Source organism: Frankia sp. Mgl5 (genome assembly GCF_023242985.1).
Lineage (GTDB): Bacteria > Actinomycetota > Actinomycetes > Frankiales > Frankiaceae > Parafrankia > Parafrankia soli.
In genome coordinates, this window is the sequence record NZ_JALKFY010000842.1 from 1 (window position 1) to 19,071 (window position 19,071).

At 71.7% G+C, this 19,071-nt stretch carries 18 protein-coding genes; 8 read left to right on the forward strand and 10 right to left on the reverse strand.

Annotated features, from left to right (window positions below):
- From MXD62_RS36030 to MXD62_RS36055, 6 genes are all read left to right on the forward strand, one after another.
- On the forward strand, positions 1-1,011 hold a 1,011-nt coding region (locus MXD62_RS36030; protein ID WP_248833803.1), incomplete at its 5' end, for a thiamine pyrophosphate-dependent enzyme.
- Positions 1,012-1,069: 58 nt separating this feature from the next.
- Positions 1,070-1,897, forward strand: a complete 828-nt coding sequence (locus tag MXD62_RS36035) for a TauD/TfdA family dioxygenase (RefSeq protein WP_248833804.1) — start codon at positions 1,070-1,072, stop codon at positions 1,895-1,897.
- Positions 1,894-2,637, forward strand: a complete 744-nt coding sequence (locus MXD62_RS36040; RefSeq protein ID WP_248833805.1) for a 3-oxoacyl-ACP reductase FabG — start codon at positions 1,894-1,896, stop codon at positions 2,635-2,637. Before MXD62_RS36035 ends, MXD62_RS36040 begins: the two co-directional genes overlap by 4 nt.
- Before the next feature lie 123 nt (positions 2,638-2,760).
- The gene (locus MXD62_RS36045; RefSeq protein ID WP_248833806.1) at positions 2,761-3,342 is read left to right on the forward strand and encodes a carboxymuconolactone decarboxylase family protein; all 582 of its coding nucleotides are present in this window, start codon (positions 2,761-2,763) and stop codon (positions 3,340-3,342) included.
- A gap of 2 nt (positions 3,343-3,344) precedes the next feature.
- The gene (locus MXD62_RS36050) at positions 3,345-4,031 is read left to right on the forward strand and encodes a GntR family transcriptional regulator (protein ID WP_248833807.1); all 687 of its coding nucleotides are present in this window, start codon (positions 3,345-3,347) and stop codon (positions 4,029-4,031) included.
- 72 nt (positions 4,032-4,103) lie between these two features.
- The gene (locus MXD62_RS36055; RefSeq protein ID WP_248833808.1) at positions 4,104-4,892 is read left to right on the forward strand and encodes an SDR family oxidoreductase; all 789 of its coding nucleotides are present in this window, start codon (positions 4,104-4,106) and stop codon (positions 4,890-4,892) included.
- A 55-nt stretch (positions 4,893-4,947) separates the two neighbouring features.
- Here the strand turns inward: MXD62_RS36055 and MXD62_RS36060 are convergent, their stop codons facing one another.
- Genes MXD62_RS36060 through MXD62_RS36070 form a run of 3 tightly spaced genes read right to left on the reverse strand, consistent with a single transcriptional unit; the run spans position 4,948 to position 8,536 of the window.
- On the reverse strand, positions 4,948-5,706 hold the full coding sequence (locus tag MXD62_RS36060; RefSeq protein WP_248833809.1) for an SDR family NAD(P)-dependent oxidoreductase: 759 nt from the start codon (positions 5,704-5,706) through the stop codon (positions 4,948-4,950).
- Complete coding sequence (locus MXD62_RS36065; RefSeq protein ID WP_248833810.1) at positions 5,703-7,346, reverse strand: AMP-binding protein; 1,644 nt, start codon at positions 7,344-7,346, stop codon at positions 5,703-5,705. The genes MXD62_RS36060 and MXD62_RS36065 overlap by 4 nt, the downstream gene beginning before the upstream one ends.
- Positions 7,347-7,348: 2 nt before the next feature.
- A complete protein-coding gene (locus MXD62_RS36070) occupies positions 7,349-8,536 on the reverse strand; it encodes a CaiB/BaiF CoA-transferase family protein (protein ID WP_248833811.1) in 1,188 nt (395 codons plus the stop codon).
- A gap of 197 nt (positions 8,537-8,733) precedes the next feature.
- Between MXD62_RS36070 and MXD62_RS36075 the strand changes: the two genes are divergently transcribed.
- Together MXD62_RS36075 and MXD62_RS36080 are read left to right on the forward strand one after the other, a co-directional pair.
- Positions 8,734-10,206, forward strand: coding sequence for a class I adenylate-forming enzyme family protein (locus MXD62_RS36075; RefSeq protein WP_368862506.1), 1,473 nt, complete (start codon positions 8,734-8,736; stop codon positions 10,204-10,206).
- 16 nt (positions 10,207-10,222) lie between these two features.
- Positions 10,223-10,681 (forward strand): pyridoxamine 5'-phosphate oxidase family protein, encoded by a 459-nt coding sequence (locus MXD62_RS36080; protein WP_248833813.1) that lies wholly within the window; start codon positions 10,223-10,225, stop codon positions 10,679-10,681.
- 119 nt (positions 10,682-10,800) lie between these two features.
- On the opposite strand, the gene MXD62_RS36085 is transcribed toward MXD62_RS36080, so the two are convergent.
- The 7 genes from MXD62_RS36085 to MXD62_RS36115 all read right to left on the reverse strand — a co-directional run.
- Positions 10,801-11,544, reverse strand: a complete 744-nt coding sequence (locus MXD62_RS36085) for an SDR family NAD(P)-dependent oxidoreductase (protein ID WP_248833814.1) — start codon at positions 11,542-11,544, stop codon at positions 10,801-10,803.
- Positions 11,541-12,380 (reverse strand): TauD/TfdA family dioxygenase, encoded by an 840-nt coding sequence (locus tag MXD62_RS36090; RefSeq protein WP_248833815.1) that lies wholly within the window; start codon positions 12,378-12,380, stop codon positions 11,541-11,543. The genes MXD62_RS36085 and MXD62_RS36090 overlap by 4 nt, the downstream gene beginning before the upstream one ends.
- Positions 12,381-12,517: 137 nt before the next feature.
- Positions 12,518-14,299: a class I adenylate-forming enzyme family protein gene (locus MXD62_RS36095; RefSeq protein WP_248833816.1), complete on the reverse strand. Its 1,782-nt coding sequence runs from the start codon at positions 14,297-14,299 to the stop codon at positions 12,518-12,520.
- Between the two features lie 3 nt (positions 14,300-14,302).
- Positions 14,303-15,520 carry a MaoC family dehydratase N-terminal domain-containing protein gene (locus MXD62_RS36100; protein WP_248833817.1) on the reverse strand — a complete coding sequence of 406 codons (1,218 nt, stop codon included), beginning with the start codon at positions 15,518-15,520 and terminating at the stop codon, positions 14,303-14,305.
- 15 nt (positions 15,521-15,535) lie between these two features.
- On the reverse strand, positions 15,536-16,519 hold the full coding sequence (locus MXD62_RS36105) for an MDR family oxidoreductase (protein ID WP_248833818.1): 984 nt from the start codon (positions 16,517-16,519) through the stop codon (positions 15,536-15,538).
- Positions 16,520-16,580: 61 nt separating this feature from the next.
- Entirely contained in the window at positions 16,581-17,996 is a 1,416-nt protein-coding gene (locus tag MXD62_RS36110; RefSeq protein WP_248833819.1) for an aldehyde dehydrogenase family protein, read from the reverse strand.
- Between the two features lie 64 nt (positions 17,997-18,060).
- Positions 18,061-19,071 (reverse strand): thiamine pyrophosphate-dependent enzyme (locus tag MXD62_RS36115; protein ID WP_248833820.1); only part of this gene is annotated, 1,011 nt, incomplete at its 5' end.

Below are 19,071 nucleotides of genomic sequence, written 5' to 3' on the forward strand. Positions count from 1 at the left end.
TGCCCGGTCATCCAGACCTCCGGCGGCACCTCGTTCATCAAGGGCCTGGAGGACCGCACCTTCCCCTACGGCTTCTCCGCGGCGGCCGTCGAGGCGGTGGTGGAGTCGGATCTCTGTCTCGCCATCGGCACCGAGCTCGGCGAACCGGTGCACTACGGCCGCGGCCGGCACTGGGTCGCGGGCGAGGCCAACCGCAAGTGGATCCTCGTCGAGCAGGACCCCGAGGCGATCGGCGTCAACCGGTCGATCGACGTCCCCCTCGTCGGGGACCTGCGCGCGGTCGTCCCGCAGCTCGTCGACGCCCTCAAGGACACCCCGCGCACCGCGTCGCCCCAGCTTGAGTCCTGGGTGACGCAGGAGGCGACCCGGTTGGCGGAACTGGCGGAGACCGCCCCCTCCGGTCTGTCCCCCGTGCACCCGGCGCGGCTGATCGTCGAGGCGACGAAGGCTTTTCCCCCGGACGGCATCATGGTCCGCGACGGCGGCGCGATCACCATTTTCGGCTGGACGTACTCGCAGGCCAAGCCGCACGACGTGATCTGGAACCAGAACTTCGGGCACCTGGGCACCGGGCTCCCCTACGCCGTCGGCGCCTCGGTCGCGGACGGCGGGAAACGCCCGGTGATGCTCATCACCGGGGACTCCTCCTTCCAGTTCCACATCGCCGAGCTGGAGACGGCCGCCCGGCTCAACCTCCCGCTGGTCTGTGTGGTCAGCGTGGACTACGCCTGGGGACTCGAGGTCGGCGTCTACAAGCGCACCTTCGGCCAGGGCTCGCTGGAGACCGGCGTCCACTGGAGTGAGGACGTCCGACTCAACAAGGTCGCCGAGGGGTTCGGCTGCTACGGCGAGTACGTCGAGCGCGACGAGGACATCGCCCCCGCCATCAAGCGCGCCTACGCCAGCGGAAAGACCGCCGTCATCCACGTCGCGGTCGACCCGAAGGCCAACTCCGAGGAAATGCCGAACTACGGAGAGTTCCGAACCTGGTACGCAGAGGGAATGCAGTAGGAAATGCAGTGGCTCCCGGGGGCACGGCTCCCGGGAGCAAGCGAGAGGAGGCGGGTGGATGACCACGATCACTACGAGGAAACTGAACGACTATGTCGGGGCGGAGGTTCTCGACCTCGATGTCGACCGTCTACTGAACGACGACGATCTGCCGGCAGCGTGCCTAGCGGCTCTCGAAGAGAACGGCGTTCTGTTATTCCGCGAGCTGAACATCAGCCATGAGGACCAGTTCGCATTCGGCCGGAAGCTCGGCGACGTCGTCAAGATTCCCGGCTATGAGATCCCCGAGGTCATGGAGATCAGCTTCGACCCGGCGAATCCGAACGCGCAGTACTTCCCGAGCAACGACCACTGGCACTTCGACGGCTCCATGGACGACATCCCGGCCAAGGCCGCGCTGATGAGCGCGAGCGTGGTCGTCGCGGAGGGCGGCGAGACGGAGTTCGCCAGCACGTACGTCGCCTACGACACCCTCTCCGCCGAGGAGAAGGAGCGCTTCGCGGATCTCCGGGTGGTCCACACCTTCGAGTCGATCCAGCGCCGGAGCTATCCCGACCCGACCCCGGAGCAGAAGGCCGACTGGGCGTCGTGGCCGGTGCGGGAGCACCCGCTGGTGTGGGAGCACCAGTCGGGGCGGCGTTCGCTGGTGTTCGGGGCGAGCGCCTCGCACATCGTCGGGTTGGACGCCGACGAGGGCCGGGCACTGCTCGCCGACCTCGAGCGGCGCAGCACGCTGCCGGACCGGGTGCTACGGCACTCCTGGTCGGTGGGCGACATGGTGATCTGGGACAACCTGGGGCTGGTGCACCGGGCCGGGCCGTTCGACCGTACGAAGCCGCGCATCCTGCACCGCACCACCCTCGCCGGAGATGAGCCGATCAAATGAGCGCACGCACAGCCATCGTCACCGGCGGTGCGTCGGGCATCGGCGGTGGCATCAGTCAGCGCCTGGCGGCCGACGGCATCCAGGTGGCGATCTTCGACCTCAGCGGTGACGCCGCCAAGGCCGCGGCCGAATCGATCGAGAAGGCCGGTGGGCGGGCGATCGGCGTGCCCGTCGACGTGGTGGACCGCGCCGCCATCGACGCCGGGGTCGAGGAGGTGCGGGCCCGGCTCGGCCAGCCGACGATCCTGGTGAACAACGCCGGGCTGACGGTCGAGAGCGCGTTCCTGGAGACCACCGCCGAGGCCTGGAACCGGATGATCTCCATCAACCTCACCGGCACGTTCGACTGCTGCCAGGCGGTGCTCCCCCACATGATCGAGGCGGGCTGGGGCCGGATCGTCAACATCTCGTCGTCGAGCGTCTACGGCCCTCCCCCCGGGCTGGCCGGCTACGTGGCGGCGAAGTCGGGGGTGGTCGGCCTCACCAAGGTCCTCGCGCTGGAGTTCGCCAAGCACGGGATCACGGTCAACAGCATCCCGCCCGGCTTCATCGACACGCCGATGACGCGCGATGTCGTGGATCGCGGTTTCATCGACCTCGATCAGCAGATCGCGAAGACACCGGTGGGCCGGATGGGCCGGCCCGAGGACATCGCCGCCGCCACCGCGTTCCTGGTGAGCGAGGAAGCCGGCTACATCACCGGCCAGAGCCTCGGGGTCAACGGGGGCCGGATCATCTGATCCGGCACCACCGGTCACCGTCGCCGTCCCCGGCCGGCTGGCGACGGCGACCGGATGCCGCGCCCGACAGCGCCGGACCACACCTTGACACGCGAGCCCGCCGACCAGAAGAGGCAGACGACAATGAGCCGACTCACCCCCCTGCCGCACGATGAATGGCCCGCGGATCTGACGGACTTCATCGCCGACTTCCGAGCCACCGTCATCGGGGACACCGGGAGCGCGGGCGGCCAGTCCGGGGCGAACCTGCTGGGGACGCTGGCCCGCTACCCGGCGCTGACCATCGCGTTCCTCAGGTTCAACGGCCACGCCCTGTACGGCACCTCGCTCTCGGCCAGGCAGCGCGAGCTGCTCGTGCTCCGGGTGGCCTCCCTGCGGCAGGCCGAGTACGAGTGGGCGCAGCACGTGGTCCTCGCCGAGGCGGCCGGCCTGAGCGACGACGAGATCCGCCGGGTGACGGAGGGGCCGGACGCCGCGGGCTGGACCCCGCTCGAGTCCGCGCTGGTGCGCGCGGCCGGCGAGCTGATCGCCGACGGCGCGGTGGGCGACCAGACCTGGAAGACGCTCGCCGGCGAGCTCGACGAGCACCAGCTCATGGACGTGGTCTTCACCGTGGGCACCTACGAGATGGTGGCCTTCGCGCTCCGCTCGTTCGGGGTGGAGGCCGACGACGACCTCCTCCCGTACCTTCACCGGGGCCGGTGACCGTGGCCGGGGTCGTGACCTCGGCCGGGCGGGTTCTCGAGGTGCTGCGCAGACTCATTCTCAACAACGCCCTGCTGCCCGGTGCCCGGCTGGCCGAGACCGAGCTGGCCGACCAGCTGGGGGTCAGCCGGACCCCGGTCCGGGAGGCGCTGCGCCAGCTGGCCGCCGAGGGGCTGGTCGAGCTCTCGCCCAACCGGGGCGCCCGGGTCGCCGGCTGGTCGCCGGCCGAGCTGGAGAGCGTCTTCGAGCTGCGTTCGACGCTGGAACCGCGCCTGACCGGGATGGCCGCGGAACGGGCCGACGAGGGCGACCTCGCCGAGCTGGAGAAGCTGGCGAACGAGATGTCGGCGGTCGGCTCACCCGGTCCGGAGCAGGACCTGGAGGCGCTCATTCCGCTGAACGCGGCGTTCCACGAGCGGCTGGTGCAACTGGCCGACGCTCCGGCCTTCGCCGCGGCCCTGGCCGGGGCGATCCGCACCCCGCTGGTGATGCGGAACTTCCACGCCTACGACGACGCCTCGATGCGCCGCAGCCTGGCGCACCACATCGAGATCGTCGCGGCCATGCGCGCCGGTGATCCGCAGTGGGCGTCCGCGGTGATGATCGCCCATCTCCGGAACGCCCGGGCCGTCATGCTGCGGACCACTTTCCCAACCGCGGACCCCGGCGGCGTGACACGGGGTCGATAGCCCAGGTACGCCCCCCGCGACACAGCGCGGTCACGGGTACAGGGCGGTCACGACGGAACCCAGGAGGCGTGGATGCGTCTGAAGGACAAGGTCGCGGTCATCACGGGCGCGGGCTCGGGAATCGGCAAGGCGATAGCGCACCGGTTCGCCGCCGAGGGGGCGAGCGTGGTCTGCGCCAGCGTCAGCGGCCGGGCGATCGACGTCGCCGCCGAGATCGGTGACGGGGCGCTCGGAGTACAGGCGGACGTCAGCGACGAGGCGGACGTCCAGCGCATGATCGGAGCCGCCGAGGAGGCGTTCGGCCGGATCGACATCCTGGTGAACAACGCCGGGTTCGGCGGCAAGTTGAAGCCGATACACGAGCAGAGCACGGAGGACTGGGACCGCGTTCACGGCGTGAACCTGCGAGGCGTCTTCTTCTGCATGAAGTACGGCATCATGTCGATGCGCCGGACGGGCGGCGGCTCCGTCGTGAACATCTCCTCCACGACCGCGGTCATCGGCTGGAAGCACCACGGGATCTACGGGGCGGCCAAGGCCGGCGTGAACCAGCTGACCAGGGTCGCCGCGCTCGACTACGCCGACGACAACATCCGGGTGAACGCGGTGTGCCCCGGCACGATCTGGACCGGTCTCGTGCAGATGTCCAAGGAGCACCCGGAACCGCCGCCGGGGGTCTTCCGCCTCCCCGGGATCCCGATGGACCGCTGGGGCGTGTCCGACGAGATCGCCGCGGCGGCCCTGTTCCTGGCCAGTGACGAGGCGTCCTACGTCACGGGTGTGCTGATGCCGGTGGACGGCGGCTACGCCGTCGGCTTCTCCGGGATGGGCGCCGAGAAGTCGGGCCAGCCGACCGCCTGAGGCGGTGCCGCGGAGCGGCCCGGCTACGACACCGGCCCGGCCGCCCCGGGGCCGTCTAGCGCGGGGACATCCGCAGCGCGCCGTCCATCCGGATGACCTCGCCGTTGAGGTAGTCGTGGTCGATGATCGACAGGGCCAGCTGGGCGTACTCGTCCGGCCGGGCGAGCCGCTGCGGGAACGGCACCGAGGCGGCCAGGCCGGCGCGGAACTCGTCCGAGACGGTGGCGAGCATCGGCGTCTCGACGATGCCGGGGGCGATCGTGCACACCCGGATGCCGTACTGGGCGAGGTCGCGGGCGGCGGGCAGGGTGAGGCCGACGACGCCGCCCTTGGACGACGCGTAGGCCGCCTGGCCGATCTGGCCCTCGTAGGCGGCGACGGAGGCGGTGTTGATGATGACGCCGCGCTGGCCGTTGTCGTCCGGCTCGGTCTCGGCGATCGCCGCGGCCGCGGTGGAGAGCACCGCGAACGTGCCGACCAGGTTGATCTGGATCACCTTCGCGTAGAAGTCGAGGTCATGGCGCCGGCCCCGGCTGAGGATGCGCTGCGACGGGCCGATGCCGGCGCAGTTCACGACGACGCGCAGCGGCACACCCGTCCCGGCCGCGGTGTCGACGGCGGCGGCCACCTGGTCGCCGACGGTCACGTCAGCTCCCAGGTAGGTGATGCCGGTGACCGGCGGCGCCGACTCGATCGACGCCGGCAGGTCCAGCGCGAAGACGGTGGCGCCGTGCGCGGCGAGCGCGGCGGCGGTCGCGGCCCCGAGGCCGGAGGCCCCTCCGGTGACGATGGCGGCGGTGTCGGTCAGTTTCATTCAGCGGCTCCTGGTTCGCGGTCAACGGACTTGATGGTGGCAGGCTGGCCGGTCACGTGCTCGTGGCCGGCCGTCTCGCCCGCCGCCAGTGCGAGCCGGCGGGCCTCCCGGCGCAGGACCTTGCCGTAGGAGCTCTTGGGCAGCGTGTCGACGTAGATGATCTTCTTCGGCTTCTTGAAGCGGGCGATGTGGGTGAGGCTGAATTCGATGAGGTCGTTCGCCGGGGGCGGCGCGGCCGCGGGCACGACCGCGGCGACGACGTTCTCGCCCCAGAGCTCGTCGGGTACACCGAAGACCACGACCTCGGCGACGGCGGGATGCTGGATCAGCACCTCCTCGACCTCCCGTGGGTAGATGTTGGACCCGCCGGAGATGATGACGTCGCTGCTGCGGTCGAGGAGGAACAGGCGGCCGTGCTCGTCGAGGCGGCCGATGTCACCGGTGTGCAGCCAGCCGCCCCGCAACGCTCGGCTGGTCGCCTCCGGGTTGTTCCAGTAGCCGCGCATCACCACGTCCCCGCGGACGCAGATCTCGCCTTCCTCGCCGGCGGGCAGCGGCCGGTCGTCGGCGCCCATGATCTGCACCTCGACCCCCGGGTGTGCCACGCCCGCCGAGTCGAGGGGGGTGTCGGGTGAGGCGCCGTGGTCGAGGTAGGTGATGGTCATGGGTGACTCGCCCTGGCCGTAGATCTGCACGAACACCGGCCCGAACCGCTCGATCATCGCGCGGGAGTGCTCGACGTGGATGGGCGCGCCGCCGTAGACCGCACAGCGCAGCGAGCTCGTGTCCGTCTCGGGGGCGCCGAGCAGCTTCACGATCATCGTCGGCACCAGGAAGGCGATGACGGTGATCCGTTCGCGCGCGACGAGCTCGAGCACCTCGGCCGGGTCGAACCCGCCGCCGTCGTGGATCAGGTTCTCGGCGCCGCGGGCGATCGCGCCCAGGGAGTACAGGCCGCTGCCGTGGGACAGCGGCGCGACGTGCAGGGCGAGGTCCGAGGGCCGGTAGTCGCACACGTCGGCGAGCAGCGTCCAGGTCGTGACGGTGAGGTTGCGGTGGCTGAGCTCGGCCCCCTTGGGGCGGCCGGTCGTCCCCGACGTGTAGAACAGCCAGGCGAGGTCGTCCCCGGCGACGTCGACCGGTACCAGCTCGGCGGAGCCCTCGGCCAGCAGCCGGTCGAACCCGCTCGGGCCGCCTCCGGCAGTCCTGCCGGCAACGGCACCGTCTCCGGTGTCGGCGCTGACACCGGCGCCGACGCCGTGGACGTCGACCACCACCTCCTGGACCCCGGTGAGATCGAGGCCGGCGACTGTGCCCGCGCCGGCGTGGACGAACGCCCGGGCGCCGCTGTCGTCCAGGATCACCTGGATCTCCGGGCCGGCCAGCTTGGCGTTCACCGGCACGGTGACCAGGCCGGCGTGCCAGGCCCCGAACAGCACGGCCAGGTACTGCGGGCAGTTGGGCAGCAGCACCGCGACCCGGTCGCCGCGTTGCAGGCCGCGCCCGAGCAGCGCCGAGCCGAATCTGGCCGCCTGCTCGCGCAGCTCGCCGTAGGACGTCCGGCGTCCGGCGAACCGCACCGCGCACCGGTCCGGGTGCCGCCGCGCCGAGGCGGTCAGCAGGCTCGCGACGTTGACCATCGTCAACCTCCATCTGGTCGAGCGGACCGCGGCTGCGGGGACGGCCACCCGGGCTCCCCGCCGAGCTCGTCGAGGACCTCCCGGGTGTGCTCGCCGAGCCTGGGCGCGGGGCCGGCGACCCGGCCGGGGGTCCGCGAGAACCAGGTCGGGATGCCGGGGAAGCGCACCGGGCCGTTGCGGCTCGGCACCGTCTCGAAGAAGCCGGCCTCGTTCAGGTGCGGGTTGTCGAAGAGCTCGTCGAGCGTGCGCACCGGCGCGGCGGGGATGTCGAGGGAGCGCAGCAGGTCGAGCCACTCCTTCGTCGTGCGCTGCAGGAACGTCTCGGCCAGCAGGGCGTAGACGACGTCGATCCGGCGGGCACGCTGGGCGAGGGTGGCGAACTGCTCGCCGGCCCATTCCGGCCGCACGGCGCCGACGAAGGCGGACCACTGCTTGTCGTTGTAGACCAGCGCGGAGATCTGGCCGTCGCGGGTGCGGTAGGGCCGGCGGTTCGGGGTCACCGCGCGGGGGTAGAGCGCGGGGCCCAGCGGCGGGGTGAACATCGCGCCGTTGGCGTGCTCGACCAGCATGAAGGCGGCCATGGTCTCGAACATGGCGACCTCGACCTCCTGCCCCTCGCCGGTGCGCTCGCGGTGGAACAGTGCCATCACGGTGGCGTAGAGGGCGGTCAGCCCGGCGACCTTGTCGGCGAGGATGGTGCCCACGTAGCTCGACTCGCCGGTCAGCTGCTCCTGGGCGAACGGCAGCCCGCACTCCGCCTGGATCGTGTCGTCGTAGGCGGTGAGATCGGCGTCCGGGCCGCGCCGCCCGTACCCGTAGCAGTTGGTGTAGACGATCGACGGGTTGATCGCGGCCACCTCGTCGTAGCCGAAGCCGAGCCCGGCGATCGCCTTCGCCCGCATCGAGTGGACGAACACGTCCGCGCCCGCGACGAGCCCGCGCAGCGCGTCCCGGCCCTCGTCGGAGCGCAGGTCCAGCACGACGCCGCGTTTGCCGCGGTTGACGTTGACGAACACGCCGCCCATGGCGGGCTCCGGCCCGACCGAGATGTAACGGGTGTTGTCGCCGGCGGGGGGCTCGATCTTGATCACGTCCGCCCCCATGTCGGCCATGATCTGCGTGCAGTGGGGACCCATGACCATCGCGGTCAGATCGACGACCCGAACGCCCGACAGCGGACCAGCCTTCACGTATCGACCACTCCTCGATCGACAGGACCCGGCCGGCCAGGAACCGCGCCACGCCGAGAATAAGGGATGAATCCTTGTAAGGATAGTGATATCAAGATGTCGTGAGCAGCACTCGTGAAACACCGCAGCGCACGGATCCGCAGCCCCTGAGCGGGACGTCCGCCCAGGTCGCGCGGATCCCCGGCCCGATCGCCGGCGTGCTCGACGCCGCTCTCGCGGCCCGCCCGCAGGCCGCGGCGGTCGAGGCGGTCTCGGGTATCTGGTCGTATGCCGAGCTCGACGAGCAGGCGGACCGCGCGGCCGGCGCGCTGTGGTCGCTCGGCGTGCGCCCGGGTGACCGCGTCGCGGCCTGCCTGCCCAATGACCTCGACATCGTCGCCGCGTTCCACGGCGCGCAGCGGATCGGCGCCGTCTGGGCGGGGATCGGCGAGGCGCTCGCCGCGAGCGAGCAGCAGGAGCTGCACGAGATCTGCGATCCCACCGTCGTGCTGGCCGGCCCCCGCTACCTGCTGGACTCCCCCGGCCGCGTCGACCCCGACCGCTGGGCGGGCCTGCTCGCCCGCGGCGAGCGCGCCCCCCGGATCGAGCACGACATCGACGCCCCGGCCGGCATCGCGTTCACCAGCGGGACGTCGGGACGCCCCAAGGCGGTCGTGCACAGCCAGCGCAACCTGCTCCTGCCGGGCGCGGTGCTCGTCGCGACCCGGGGCTGGGGCCCCGAGCTGCGCAAGGGCGACAGCTTCCCGTTCACGATCCTCAACCTGATGGTGCTCTCCACCCTGCTCACCGCGCAGGCCGGCGGGTGCGCGGTGGTGATGAACCGCCGGGACGTCGCCGGCGTCGTCGAGTGGATCTCCAGCCGGCAGGTCAACGTGTGGAACGGCGCGCCCGCGCAGCTGCACGACCTCGCCGCCCGTCCCGAGGCCGGGATCGGCTCGCTGCGGGAGGTCTGGAGCGGCGGCAGCGACACCGCGGACGCGCTGCGCCGGGCGTTCGCCGACGCGCACGGGCTGGCGCCCCGGGCCACCTACGGCCTGACCGAGGCACCGACCGTCGTGTCGATCGACCCGCCGGGCGACGAGTGGCGCCCGGGGACGAGCGGCCAGGTGCTGCCGCACTACGACGTGGCGGCCTACGACGACGAGGGCCGCCGGCTGCCCGCCGGTGAGCTCGGCGAGCTGCGGCTGAGCGGCGCCACGACCGGCCCGTGGGCCGGTGTCTGGCGGCCGACGCTCGGGTTCTGGGAGAACGGCGCCGTCCGACCGCTGGAGCCGGGACCGATCGCCACCGGCGACATCGGGACCGTCGACGCCGACGGGTGGCTGACCGTGCTCGACCGCAAGAAGCTGATCATCATCCGGGGCGGCGCGAACGTCTACCCGCTCGAGGTGGAGCGGGTCATCGCGACGTTCCCGGACGTCGCCCGGGTCGCGGTGTGCGGGGTGCCCGACGAGCGGCTCGGGCAGCGGGTGGCCGCGGTGCTCGAGAGCGGCACCGGCGGCCCGCTCGACACCGGCGCGCTCACCGAGCTGTGCCGGCGCGAGCTGTCGCCGTACAAGGTCCCGGAGTTCTGGACCCAGGTCGACGCCCTGCCGGTGAACGCGATGGGCAAGGTGCAGCGCACCGGGCTGGCCGAGCTCGTCGGCCAGCCGCGCCCCGCCGGACGCTAGGGCCGGGGGACGAAGAGTGAGCATTCGGCTGGGCGAGGACGAGATCTGGGAGTTCGTCGGCGCCGCGCACACGGGGGTGCTCACCACCCTGCGCGCGGACGGCGCGCCGGTCTCGCTGCCGACGTGGTTCGTGGTCGTCGACCGGACGGTCTGCCTGTCCACCCCGTCCGGGGCGCGCAAGCTGGGCCGCGTCCGGCGCGACCCGCGGGCGGCGTTCCTCGTCGAGTCCGGGCGGGCCTGGGCCGAGCTGCGCGCGGTGCACCTCAGCGGTCGGGTGGGCCCGGTCGAGGACGACGCCACCCGCGACCGCGTCCGGAGCCTGCTGGACGAGAAGTACGCGGCGTTCCGGGTCTCCCCGCAGCGGCTGCCGGACGCGGCGCGGTCGGCGTACACCGACCGCGCCGTCCTCCGGCTCGTCCCGGACGAACGGGTGCTCAGCTGGGACAACAGCCGCATCCGCCTGTCCGGCGACTGAGCGCCGCCGCCGCACGCTGGCGGTCCGGGTGCTGACGGTCCGTCAGCGCGGGGCTGTGCGACAGGACCGAGCGGCTGTCTCCCGGCGGTGCGGCCCGCCGGTCCTGTCGGCCGCACGTCTCAGGTGTTCCGGCCGCCGTTGACGCCGAAGACCTGGCCGGTGATGTAGCCGGCCTCGTCACTGACGAGGAACGCGCAGGCGGCGGCGACGTCCTCGGCGCGCCCGATCCGGCCGACCGGCGTCCGGGCCGTCTGCTGCTCGACGTTCATGAGGCCGCCCCGCTCCTGCGCGCGCAGCATCGGGGTGTCGATGAACCCCGGCGGGATGGTGTTGACGGTGATGCCGCGCGGCCCGAACTCGAGGGCGAGCACCTTGGTGAGCCCGAGGATCCCCGACTTGGCGGTGACGTAGGAGCCCAGCCGGGGCGTGCCGCTGTGCACGCTCGACGAGGAGATGTTGACGATGCGCCCCCAGCCCTCGGCGAGCATGTCGGGCAGGATGGCCTGGCAGCAGTAGAAGGTGCCGTTGAGGTTGACGGCGAGCGACTTCTCCCACATCGCGTCGGTGATCTCGAGGAACGGGCTCGGGCGGGTCATCCCGGCGTTGTTGACCAGGATCGTCGGCCGGCCGAGCCGGCCGCGGGCCTCGTCCACCGCCGCGTTGACCGCGGCCCGGTCCGCCACGTCGGCGGCCAGGCCGATCGCCTTCCCGCCGGCCTCCTCGATGGAGCTGGCGACAGCCTCGGCGGCGGAGCCGTCCAGGTCGAGGATCGCCACCAGGGCCCCGTCGGCGGCCAGCCGCCGGCTGATGGCCTCCCCGATGCCCGACCCGCCTCCGGTGACGACCGCTGTGCGGCCGGTCACTGGATCGGCTCGTCGCCGGCGAGGGTGATGCGGTGCATCCGGCGCGGCTCGGTCTGGTCGAACGGGCGGACCCGGTGGACCAGCCCGCGGTTGTCCCAGATCACCATGTCCCCCGCCGTCCACGAGTGCGAGAACACCCGGTTCGGCGCGGTGGCCCGCTCCTCCAGCTCGTCGAGCAGCGCCCGGCCGTCCTCGCGACTCATCCCGACGATGTGCGACGTCGTCGAGCCGAACACCAGCGAGCGCCGGCCCGACCGGTGCTGCCACACCAGCGGGTGCTCCCGCGACGGCCGCTTCGCCCAGTCCGCCAGCTGCTCCGGGGTCGGGTTCGGGTACGCGGGGCGCACGATCGCCTCCAGGGTGTGGATCACCCGGAGGTCGGCGAACCGCTCCTTCTCCGCGTCGGTGAGATCGTCGTAGGCGGCGTAGGTGCTGGCGAACTCCGTCTCGCCGCCCCGCTCGGTGACCACCTCGGCGGTCATCACCGACGCCTTCGGCGGGATGTCGTGGTCGAGCGCGCCGTCGATGTGCCAGGCGACGTTGCCCCGGAAGTACTCCGCCCGCGGATGCGAGGGGTCCCAGTTGATCTCGTTGATCTCCGGGATGTCGTAGGGCGGGGAGGTCGGGAAGGAGATCAGCTCACCCAGCCGCCGGCAGAACGCGACCTGGGTGGCGGGGTCGATGTTCAGCCCGCGGAAGAGCAGCGCGCCGTTCTCCTCGAGTGCCGTCAGGCACGCCGAGGGCAGATCCTGGTCGTTGATCAGGCGGTCGGCGTCGACGCCGAGCACCTCCGCCCCGACCTTCTCACCCAGCTTCTCCGTGACGATCGCGGCCATCGGTCATGCTCCTCTCACCGTCGCGTCCCACCGGCCCAGCCCCGTCGCGCCCGACGGCGCGGCCCACCCGGCGCGGCTCGCGCCAACACCCCCGCGCCGCCCCGGCGTCGAGCCGGGGCGGCGCTGGCGCCGTCTCATCAGGCCGGGGCAGGGGCCGTCTCGCCCGCCAGCCGGCTGGCCGCCAGCGCACGCAGATCAGCGGACTTGATCTTCGCGCTGCCGGTGACCGCGATGTCCTCCTCGCGGAAGAAGAGCACCCGGCGCGGCACCTTGTAGCTCGCCAGCCGCTCCCGCAGGAAGCCGCGGATCTCCTCGGCGTCGAGGCTCACACCGTCGTGCGCGACGACGCAGGAGACCACCATCTCGCCGAGCGTCTCGTGCGGGACGCCGACCGTCGCCGCCACCTTGACACCGGGATAGGTCCCGAGGGTCTCGTCGACCTCCCGGGGCGAGACGTTCGCGCCCCCGGTCTTGATGATGTCGGTGAGCCGGCCCTTCCAGAACAGCAGGTCGTCATGGTCGAGGTAGCCGCCGTCGCCGGTGCGGAAGAAGCCCTCGGCGTCGAGCGTCTCGTCGAGCGGGGTGCCGACGTAGCCCAGCATGAGCGTGGGCCCCTTGACGCAGATCTCGCCCTGTTCGCCGCGCGGGACGACGACGCCGGTGAGCGGGTCCACGATCTTGAGCGTGACGCCCGGGAGCGCCTCGCCACTGCTGTCCCGGTGCCGCTCCGGCGGCGTGTCGGCCGGCAGGCCGGTCGTGAGCGTGAAGGTCTCGGTGTTGCCGTAGGCGTGCCCCGGTTCCTCCCAGCGGGCCGAGACCGTCGGGTGCCGCGCGATCGCGGACCTGACGTCCGCGAAGCGCATGCTGCTCAGGTCGACGTCCTTCCAGTTCGGCGCCGCCTCGAGCTGGGCCCACTGGTGCGGCCAGGCGAACGGGAAGTTGACCTTCTCCGCGTCCATCAGCTCGAGCGCCTCGGCGGGCAGGAACGTCGGCTGCAGGACGACGGAGCCGCCGCTGGCGAAGGTCGCGCCGAGCGCCATGCCGAAGTTCCCCGACCAGAAGAAGCCGTTGGCCGTCCAGCAGCGGATGTGGTCCTCCGGGTCGAACCGGTACATGCGCCGGAAGCGCCATAACTGGATGGCGACACCGCGGTGCGAGTTCAGGATGCCCTTCGGCCGGCTCGTGGTGCCCGACGAGAAGAACAGCAGGGCCGTGTCACTCGGCTGCACGGCCGCGCCCGTGGCCTCGACCAGCTCACGGGGCTCGTCGCGGCCGCGGGCGAGGAAGTCCTCCCAGGTCTCGATCGCGCCGGTGGGGCCGCCGTCCCCGAGCACGACCACGCGGCGCAGGAAGGGGAACCGGGCCGACTCCAGCGCGCCGGGCTCGGCCCGGGCGATCTCCGGCTCCAGCTCGGTCAGCACGGCCGCGAAGTCCTTCTTCAGCACGCTGCGCTCGAGCAGCAGCACCGAGGCGCCGGAGATCCGCAGCAGGTCGTCCAGCTCGGACCGGGTCGAGAACGTGCTGAGGGCGACGGCGACACCCCCGGCGAGCGAGATGCCGAACACCGCCGAGATCCACTCGGGGCGGTTCGTCATCAGGACCCCGACCCGGCTGTCCTTGCCGACCCCGCAGGCGCGCAGCGCGCTCGCCACCTCGACCGCGCGTTCCCACAGCTCGCTGTACGTCCAGCGCACGGCGTCCGCCCCGTCCCCCGGGGTGCGCGCGACGAGCGCCTCGCGATCGCCGTACCTCGCCGTGACCTCACGCAGGAACCCGGGGAGCGTCAGCGCCCCGAGACCCGGCTCGTCGCCCAGCGGCGGGCCCGACACGATCGACAGGGAGCGCGGGTTCCCCGCACTCTCCCCCGTACCGTTCGGTCCCGCCGCGGCCGGTTCCGCGGTGAGCGGTTGCGCACCCATCGATCAGCTCCCGGCCACGCGGTCACGCCGGAACGGCAGCTCGACCTCGGCGGTGCAGGTGACCAGCACGCCGCCGTCCTGGTTGGTGAGCCGCAGCTTCACGTGGACGAGCGGGACGCCCCAGGCCGACTCCTCCTCCTTGGCGACCACCTCGGCGTCGAAGTAGGTGACGTCACCCTCGAACGCCGGGCCGCGGAAACTGGACTTGGTGTGGCGCACCAGGCCGTCGTGGCCGGCCCAGTAGGAGAGGTAGTCGGTGCACCAGGCGCCCATCGTGGCGCCGTAGCCGTAGGCGCGGGGCATGCCGACCTCGCCGGCCTTGTCGGCGTCGATGTGACCGCGGGACGGCCCGACGTAGAGCCCGTCGCGCAGCCGCGGGTCGATCCGGGCGCCCTCCTCGTCGAAGCCGAAGCCCTCCACCCAGCCCGGGTCCTGGTAGACCCAGGGGTCCTTGATGCCGGGGGGCGCCGTCCAGTGGAACGTCCCCCAGATGTTGAAGATGAAGGCGCGGTACTCGGTGGTGAAGCTGGCGATGCTGTGCGGGCCGATCACCCGCCGCGGCAGGGTGTCACCCACACTGACGTCCTCGAAGGCCGGCGAGAGGCCGGCGCGGTTCGAGGTGAGCCAGTCGTGGCGGAGCTTCTCGACCTCGGCCAGCTCAGTGCTCGTCCAGTTCTTCCTGGCGCCGAGCTGGTTCTCGTGCATGCCGCGCTTCTCCGCCTCGGCGGCGAGGTAGCGGATGGCGGTCGACCGCTCGCGGGCCACCAGGGCGCCGTGCTGGTTGCGGTGAGCCGTGTCCCCGCGGGCGAACATCGTCGGCCCGGCGAACTTCGTCTCGGTGACCTTGTAGTCGTGGAAACGCCGCTCCTGGATCAGCTTGTCGCCGACCCGGATGGGGCTGCCGTAGAACCACCACTCCTCGCCGCCGAAGAGCAGATGGCTGCCGGGGATGTACCCGACGCAGGAGGGCGCGCAGCCGTGGCCGTAGTCCAGGCCGACCGCGATCGACTGCGGGGCGATCAGGCCGCCGTACCGGGACTCACGCGCGAACTCCTCGTCCCAGTGCAGCGGGTTGGGGTAGTCCATCGCCATCACCCAGCGGCGGATGTCCGTCGCGGTGCACGGGTCCCACAGCTGCCCCCCGCCGATCGGCAGGCCGACCCGGTGGTCGACGTCGGAGAGGTCGAGCTCGATCTTCGACTCGGTGGGCTTCTCGCTCATCTCGGTGCTCCCGCCCTATCTGTTGACGTCGACGACGATGCGGCCGCGGACCTTGCCGTCGAGCAGACGGCGGGCCGCCTCGACCGCGTCGGCCAGCGTGATCTCCTCGGCGATCAGCTCGAGGGCGCTGACGTCCAGGTCGCGGGCGAGGCGCTCCCAGGCGGCCAGCCGCGGCTTCGCGGGCGCCATCACGCTGTCGATGCCGAGCAGCGACACCCCGCGCAGGATGAACGGCGCGACCGATGCCGGGAAGTCCATGCCCTGGGCCAGCCCGCAGGCGGCGACCGTGCCGCGGTAACGGGTCTGCGCGCAGGCGTTCGCCAGGGTGTGGCTGCCGACGGAGTCGACGACGCCCGCCCAGCGCTCCTTCTGCATCGGCTTGCCGGGCCCGGAGAGATCGGCGCGGTCGATCACCGTCGTCGCGCCGAGCTGACGCAGGTAGTCGGCCTCGGAGGCCTTCCCGGTGGCGGCGGCGACCGTGAACCCGGCCTTGGCCAGGAGTGCGACCGCCACGCTGCCGACGCCGCCGGTCGCCCCCGTCACCAGGACCTCGCCCTGCTCCGGCGTCACGCCGTGGGAGAGCAGGGCGTCCACGCAGAGGCCGGCCGTGTAGCCGGCGGTGCCGATCGCCATCGCCTGGCGGGCGGTGAAGACCGCGGGCAGCGGCACCAGCCAGTCCCCGTTCAGGCGGGCGCGCTGGGACAGCCCGCCCCAGTGGGTCTCGCCCACGCCCCACCCGTTGAGGACGACGCGGTCGCCCTTCTTCCAGTCCGCGTGCGTGCTGTCGGTGACGACACCGGCGAGGTCGATGCCGGGCACCATCGGGAACTTGCGAACGACCGGCGAGCTGGCCGTGATCGCGAGGGCGTCCTTGTAGTTCAGCGTGGAGTACTCCACCTCGATGTCGACGTCACCGGCCGGCAGCTGCGCCTCGTCCAGGCTGGTGACGGCGGCCGTCTGACCGGCCTCGCCCTTTTCGATCAGAATCGCGGAGAACATCGGAGATCTAGTCCTTCCTCAGCGCGCCGGGAATCCGGCGCGCGAACCCTCACATGTCGGGCTAGTAGCCGTGGATGCCCTTGGTCTCCAGGTACTCGTGGAAACCGAACTCGCCCCACTCGCGCCCGTTCCCGCTCTTCTTGTAGCCGCCGACCGGACCGCCGAAGTCGAACCCGTCGTTGATCGCGACCCACCCGGCCCGGATCCGCCGGGCGACGGCGCGCGCCGCCTCGAGGTCCGCGCCGGCCACATAGCCGGCGAGGCCGTACTCGGTGTCGTTCGCGAGCTCGACGGCGTGATCCACGCTGTCGTAGCCGTGAATCGTGAGCACCGGCCCGAAGATCTCCTCCCGGCCGATGGTCATGTCGTTCGTGACGTCGGCGAAGACGGTGGGCTTGACGTAGAAGCCCTTGTCCAGCCCGTCCGGGCGACCGGTCCCGCCCGCGACCAGCGTGGCGCCCTCGTCGATGCCCTGCTGGATCAGGCCCTGGATCTTCTCGAACTGGCGCCCGGACACCACCGGCCCGATCGTGAACTCGCCGTTGGGGTCGCCCACGGTCACCTGCGCCGCGGCCTCGCGGGCGGCGCTGATCGCCTCGTCCATCCGGGCGCTGGGCACCAGCAGGCGCGCGGGCGCCGTGCAGGTCTGCCCGGAGTTGCCCATCATGTTGAGGACGCCCTTGGCGACGTTCTCGGCGAAGTCCTGGTCGTCGAGGACGATGTTCGGGCTCTTGCCGCCCAGCTCCTGGGTCACCCGCTTCACCGTGGGCGCGGCGTTCTTGGCGATCTCGATGCCCGCGCGGGTGGAGCCGGTGAACGAGATCAGGTCCACGTCGGGATGCGCCGACAGCGGCACGCCCACGCTGGGGCCGTCGCCCTGGACCAGGTTGAACACGCCGGCGGGAACCCCGGCCGCCTCGAAGATCTCGGCGAGGATCTGCCCGGTGAAGGGCGACTCCTCGGACGGCTTGAGCACCACGGTGCAGCCCGTGGCGAGCGCGGGGAGGACCTTGACCGCGATCTGGTTGATCGGCCAGTTCCACGGCGTGATCAGGCCGCAGACCCCGATCGGCTCGAGGACCACGCGGGTGACCCCGCGCTGCTCCTCGAAGGAGAAGTTCTTGAGGATCTCGATCGCAGTGGTCAGGTGCCCGGCGCCGAGGCCGACCTGGAAGCCGTTGGCCAGCGCGGCCGGCGCGCCCATCTCCTCGGTCAGCGCGGTGGCGAGGTCGCCGGCACGCTTCTGGTAGACGTCGAGGATGCTCTCGAGGACCGCGATCCGCTCCTCGCGGCTGGTCGCCGACCAGCTGGGGAAGGCGGCCCGGGCGGCCGCGACCGCCCGGTCGACGTCGGTGGCGGAGCCGAGTGCCACCCGGCCGGCGAGCTGCTCGGTCGCCGGATTCACGACATCAAAGGTCCGCTGCTCGGCCGGCTCCGCCCACTGGCCGCCGATGTAGAACTTTAAGTATTCACGCATGACACCCTCCGTTCCTCTCCGAGATACTGTCAGGAATTCGCTGATATACGGGTCGGGGCCGGGATCACTGCGTTCCCTCGGCGTACCAGGTCCGGAACTCGTCGTAGCTCGGCATTTCCTCCGAGTTGGCCTTCGGGTCGACCGCGACGTGGATGACGGCGGTCTTTCCGCTGGCGTAGGCGCGCTTGATGGCGGGGGCGATGTCCTCGTCGCGCTCGACGTACTCGCCGTAGCAGCCGAAGCCCTCGGCGACCTTGTCCAGGCGGATGTTCTTGCTCCAGTGGACGCCGGTCTCCAGCGAGCCCTGGCCGAAGGTGCGCTTGTAGACGCCGACCTCGAGGCCCCAGGCGTAGTCGACGGCCACGACGCAGACCAGCGGGAGGTTCAGCCGGGCGGCCGTCTCCAGCTCGGCGATGTGGAACTGGAAGGACGAGTCCCCGGTGATCAGCATCATGGGGCGCTTGCCGCCGTCCGCCACCCCGGCGCCGACCGCGTAGGGCAGCCCGGTGCCCAGGTGGCCGAAGTTCTGGTTCCACATCACGTCGTGCGGCTTGGCCTGGGAGTACGTCCAGCCGAAGATCGTGGTGGCGCCGCCGTCGCGGATCATGATGCCGTCCGGCGGGAAGACCTTGGTGGCCTCGACGATCAGCCGCGCCGGGTGCACCGGCGACATCCCCGCCGGGGCGGTCTCCGCGAGTTCGGCCAGCTGGGCGGCGTCCTGGCGGATCCAGCCGTCGAGCTCGGGGGTCGGCGTGCGCGGGGTGTCCTTGAGGGCGTCGACGAGCTGCGGGACGACCGCGCGCAGGTCACCCACCAGCGGAACGTCGATCGACCGGTTCACCCCGATCGCCTCGGGGTCCTGCTCGATCAGGATCCACTTGCGGTTGGCCTCGTTCGCCACCCAGTGCCGGCCGCGACCGTAGTGCACCGGCTCGCCGAGCTCAGTGCCGATGGCCAGGCACAGGTCGGACTTGACCACCGCGTCGATCGACGCGGCCGAGAAGCCGTAGGGGAAGGTGCGGTCCTCCAGGCCCTTGATGAACGAGGTGCCGCCGGAGGTCTGGATGACCGGGCA

Bases quoted from the DNA above. Each gene is read 5' to 3' on its own strand.
- MXD62_RS36035 (WP_248833804.1), top strand. From the start codon at position 1,070: ATGACCACGATCACTACGAGGAAACTGAACGACTATGTCGGGGCGGAG.
- MXD62_RS36040 (WP_248833805.1), top strand. From the start codon at position 1,894: ATGAGCGCACGCACAGCCATCGTCACCGGCGGTGCGTCGGGCATCGGC.
- MXD62_RS36045 (WP_248833806.1), top strand. From the start codon at position 2,761: ATGAGCCGACTCACCCCCCTGCCGCACGATGAATGGCCCGCGGATCTG.
- MXD62_RS36055 (WP_248833808.1), top strand. From the start codon at position 4,104: ATGCGTCTGAAGGACAAGGTCGCGGTCATCACGGGCGCGGGCTCGGGA.
- MXD62_RS36060 (WP_248833809.1), bottom strand. From the start codon at position 5,706: ATGAAACTGACCGACACCGCCGCCATCGTCACCGGAGGGGCCTCCGGC.
- MXD62_RS36065 (WP_248833810.1), bottom strand. From the start codon at position 7,346: ATGGTCAACGTCGCGAGCCTGCTGACCGCCTCGGCGCGGCGGCACCCG.
- MXD62_RS36090 (WP_248833815.1), bottom strand. From the start codon at position 12,380: ATGGCCGCGATCGTCACGGAGAAGCTGGGTGAGAAGGTCGGGGCGGAG.
- MXD62_RS36095 (WP_248833816.1), bottom strand. From the start codon at position 14,299: ATGGGTGCGCAACCGCTCACCGCGGAACCGGCCGCGGCGGGACCGAAC.
- MXD62_RS36100 (WP_248833817.1), bottom strand. From the start codon at position 15,520: ATGAGCGAGAAGCCCACCGAGTCGAAGATCGAGCTCGACCTCTCCGAC.
- MXD62_RS36105 (WP_248833818.1), bottom strand. From the start codon at position 16,519: ATGTTCTCCGCGATTCTGATCGAAAAGGGCGAGGCCGGTCAGACGGCC.
- MXD62_RS36110 (WP_248833819.1), bottom strand. From the start codon at position 17,996: ATGCGTGAATACTTAAAGTTCTACATCGGCGGCCAGTGGGCGGAGCCG.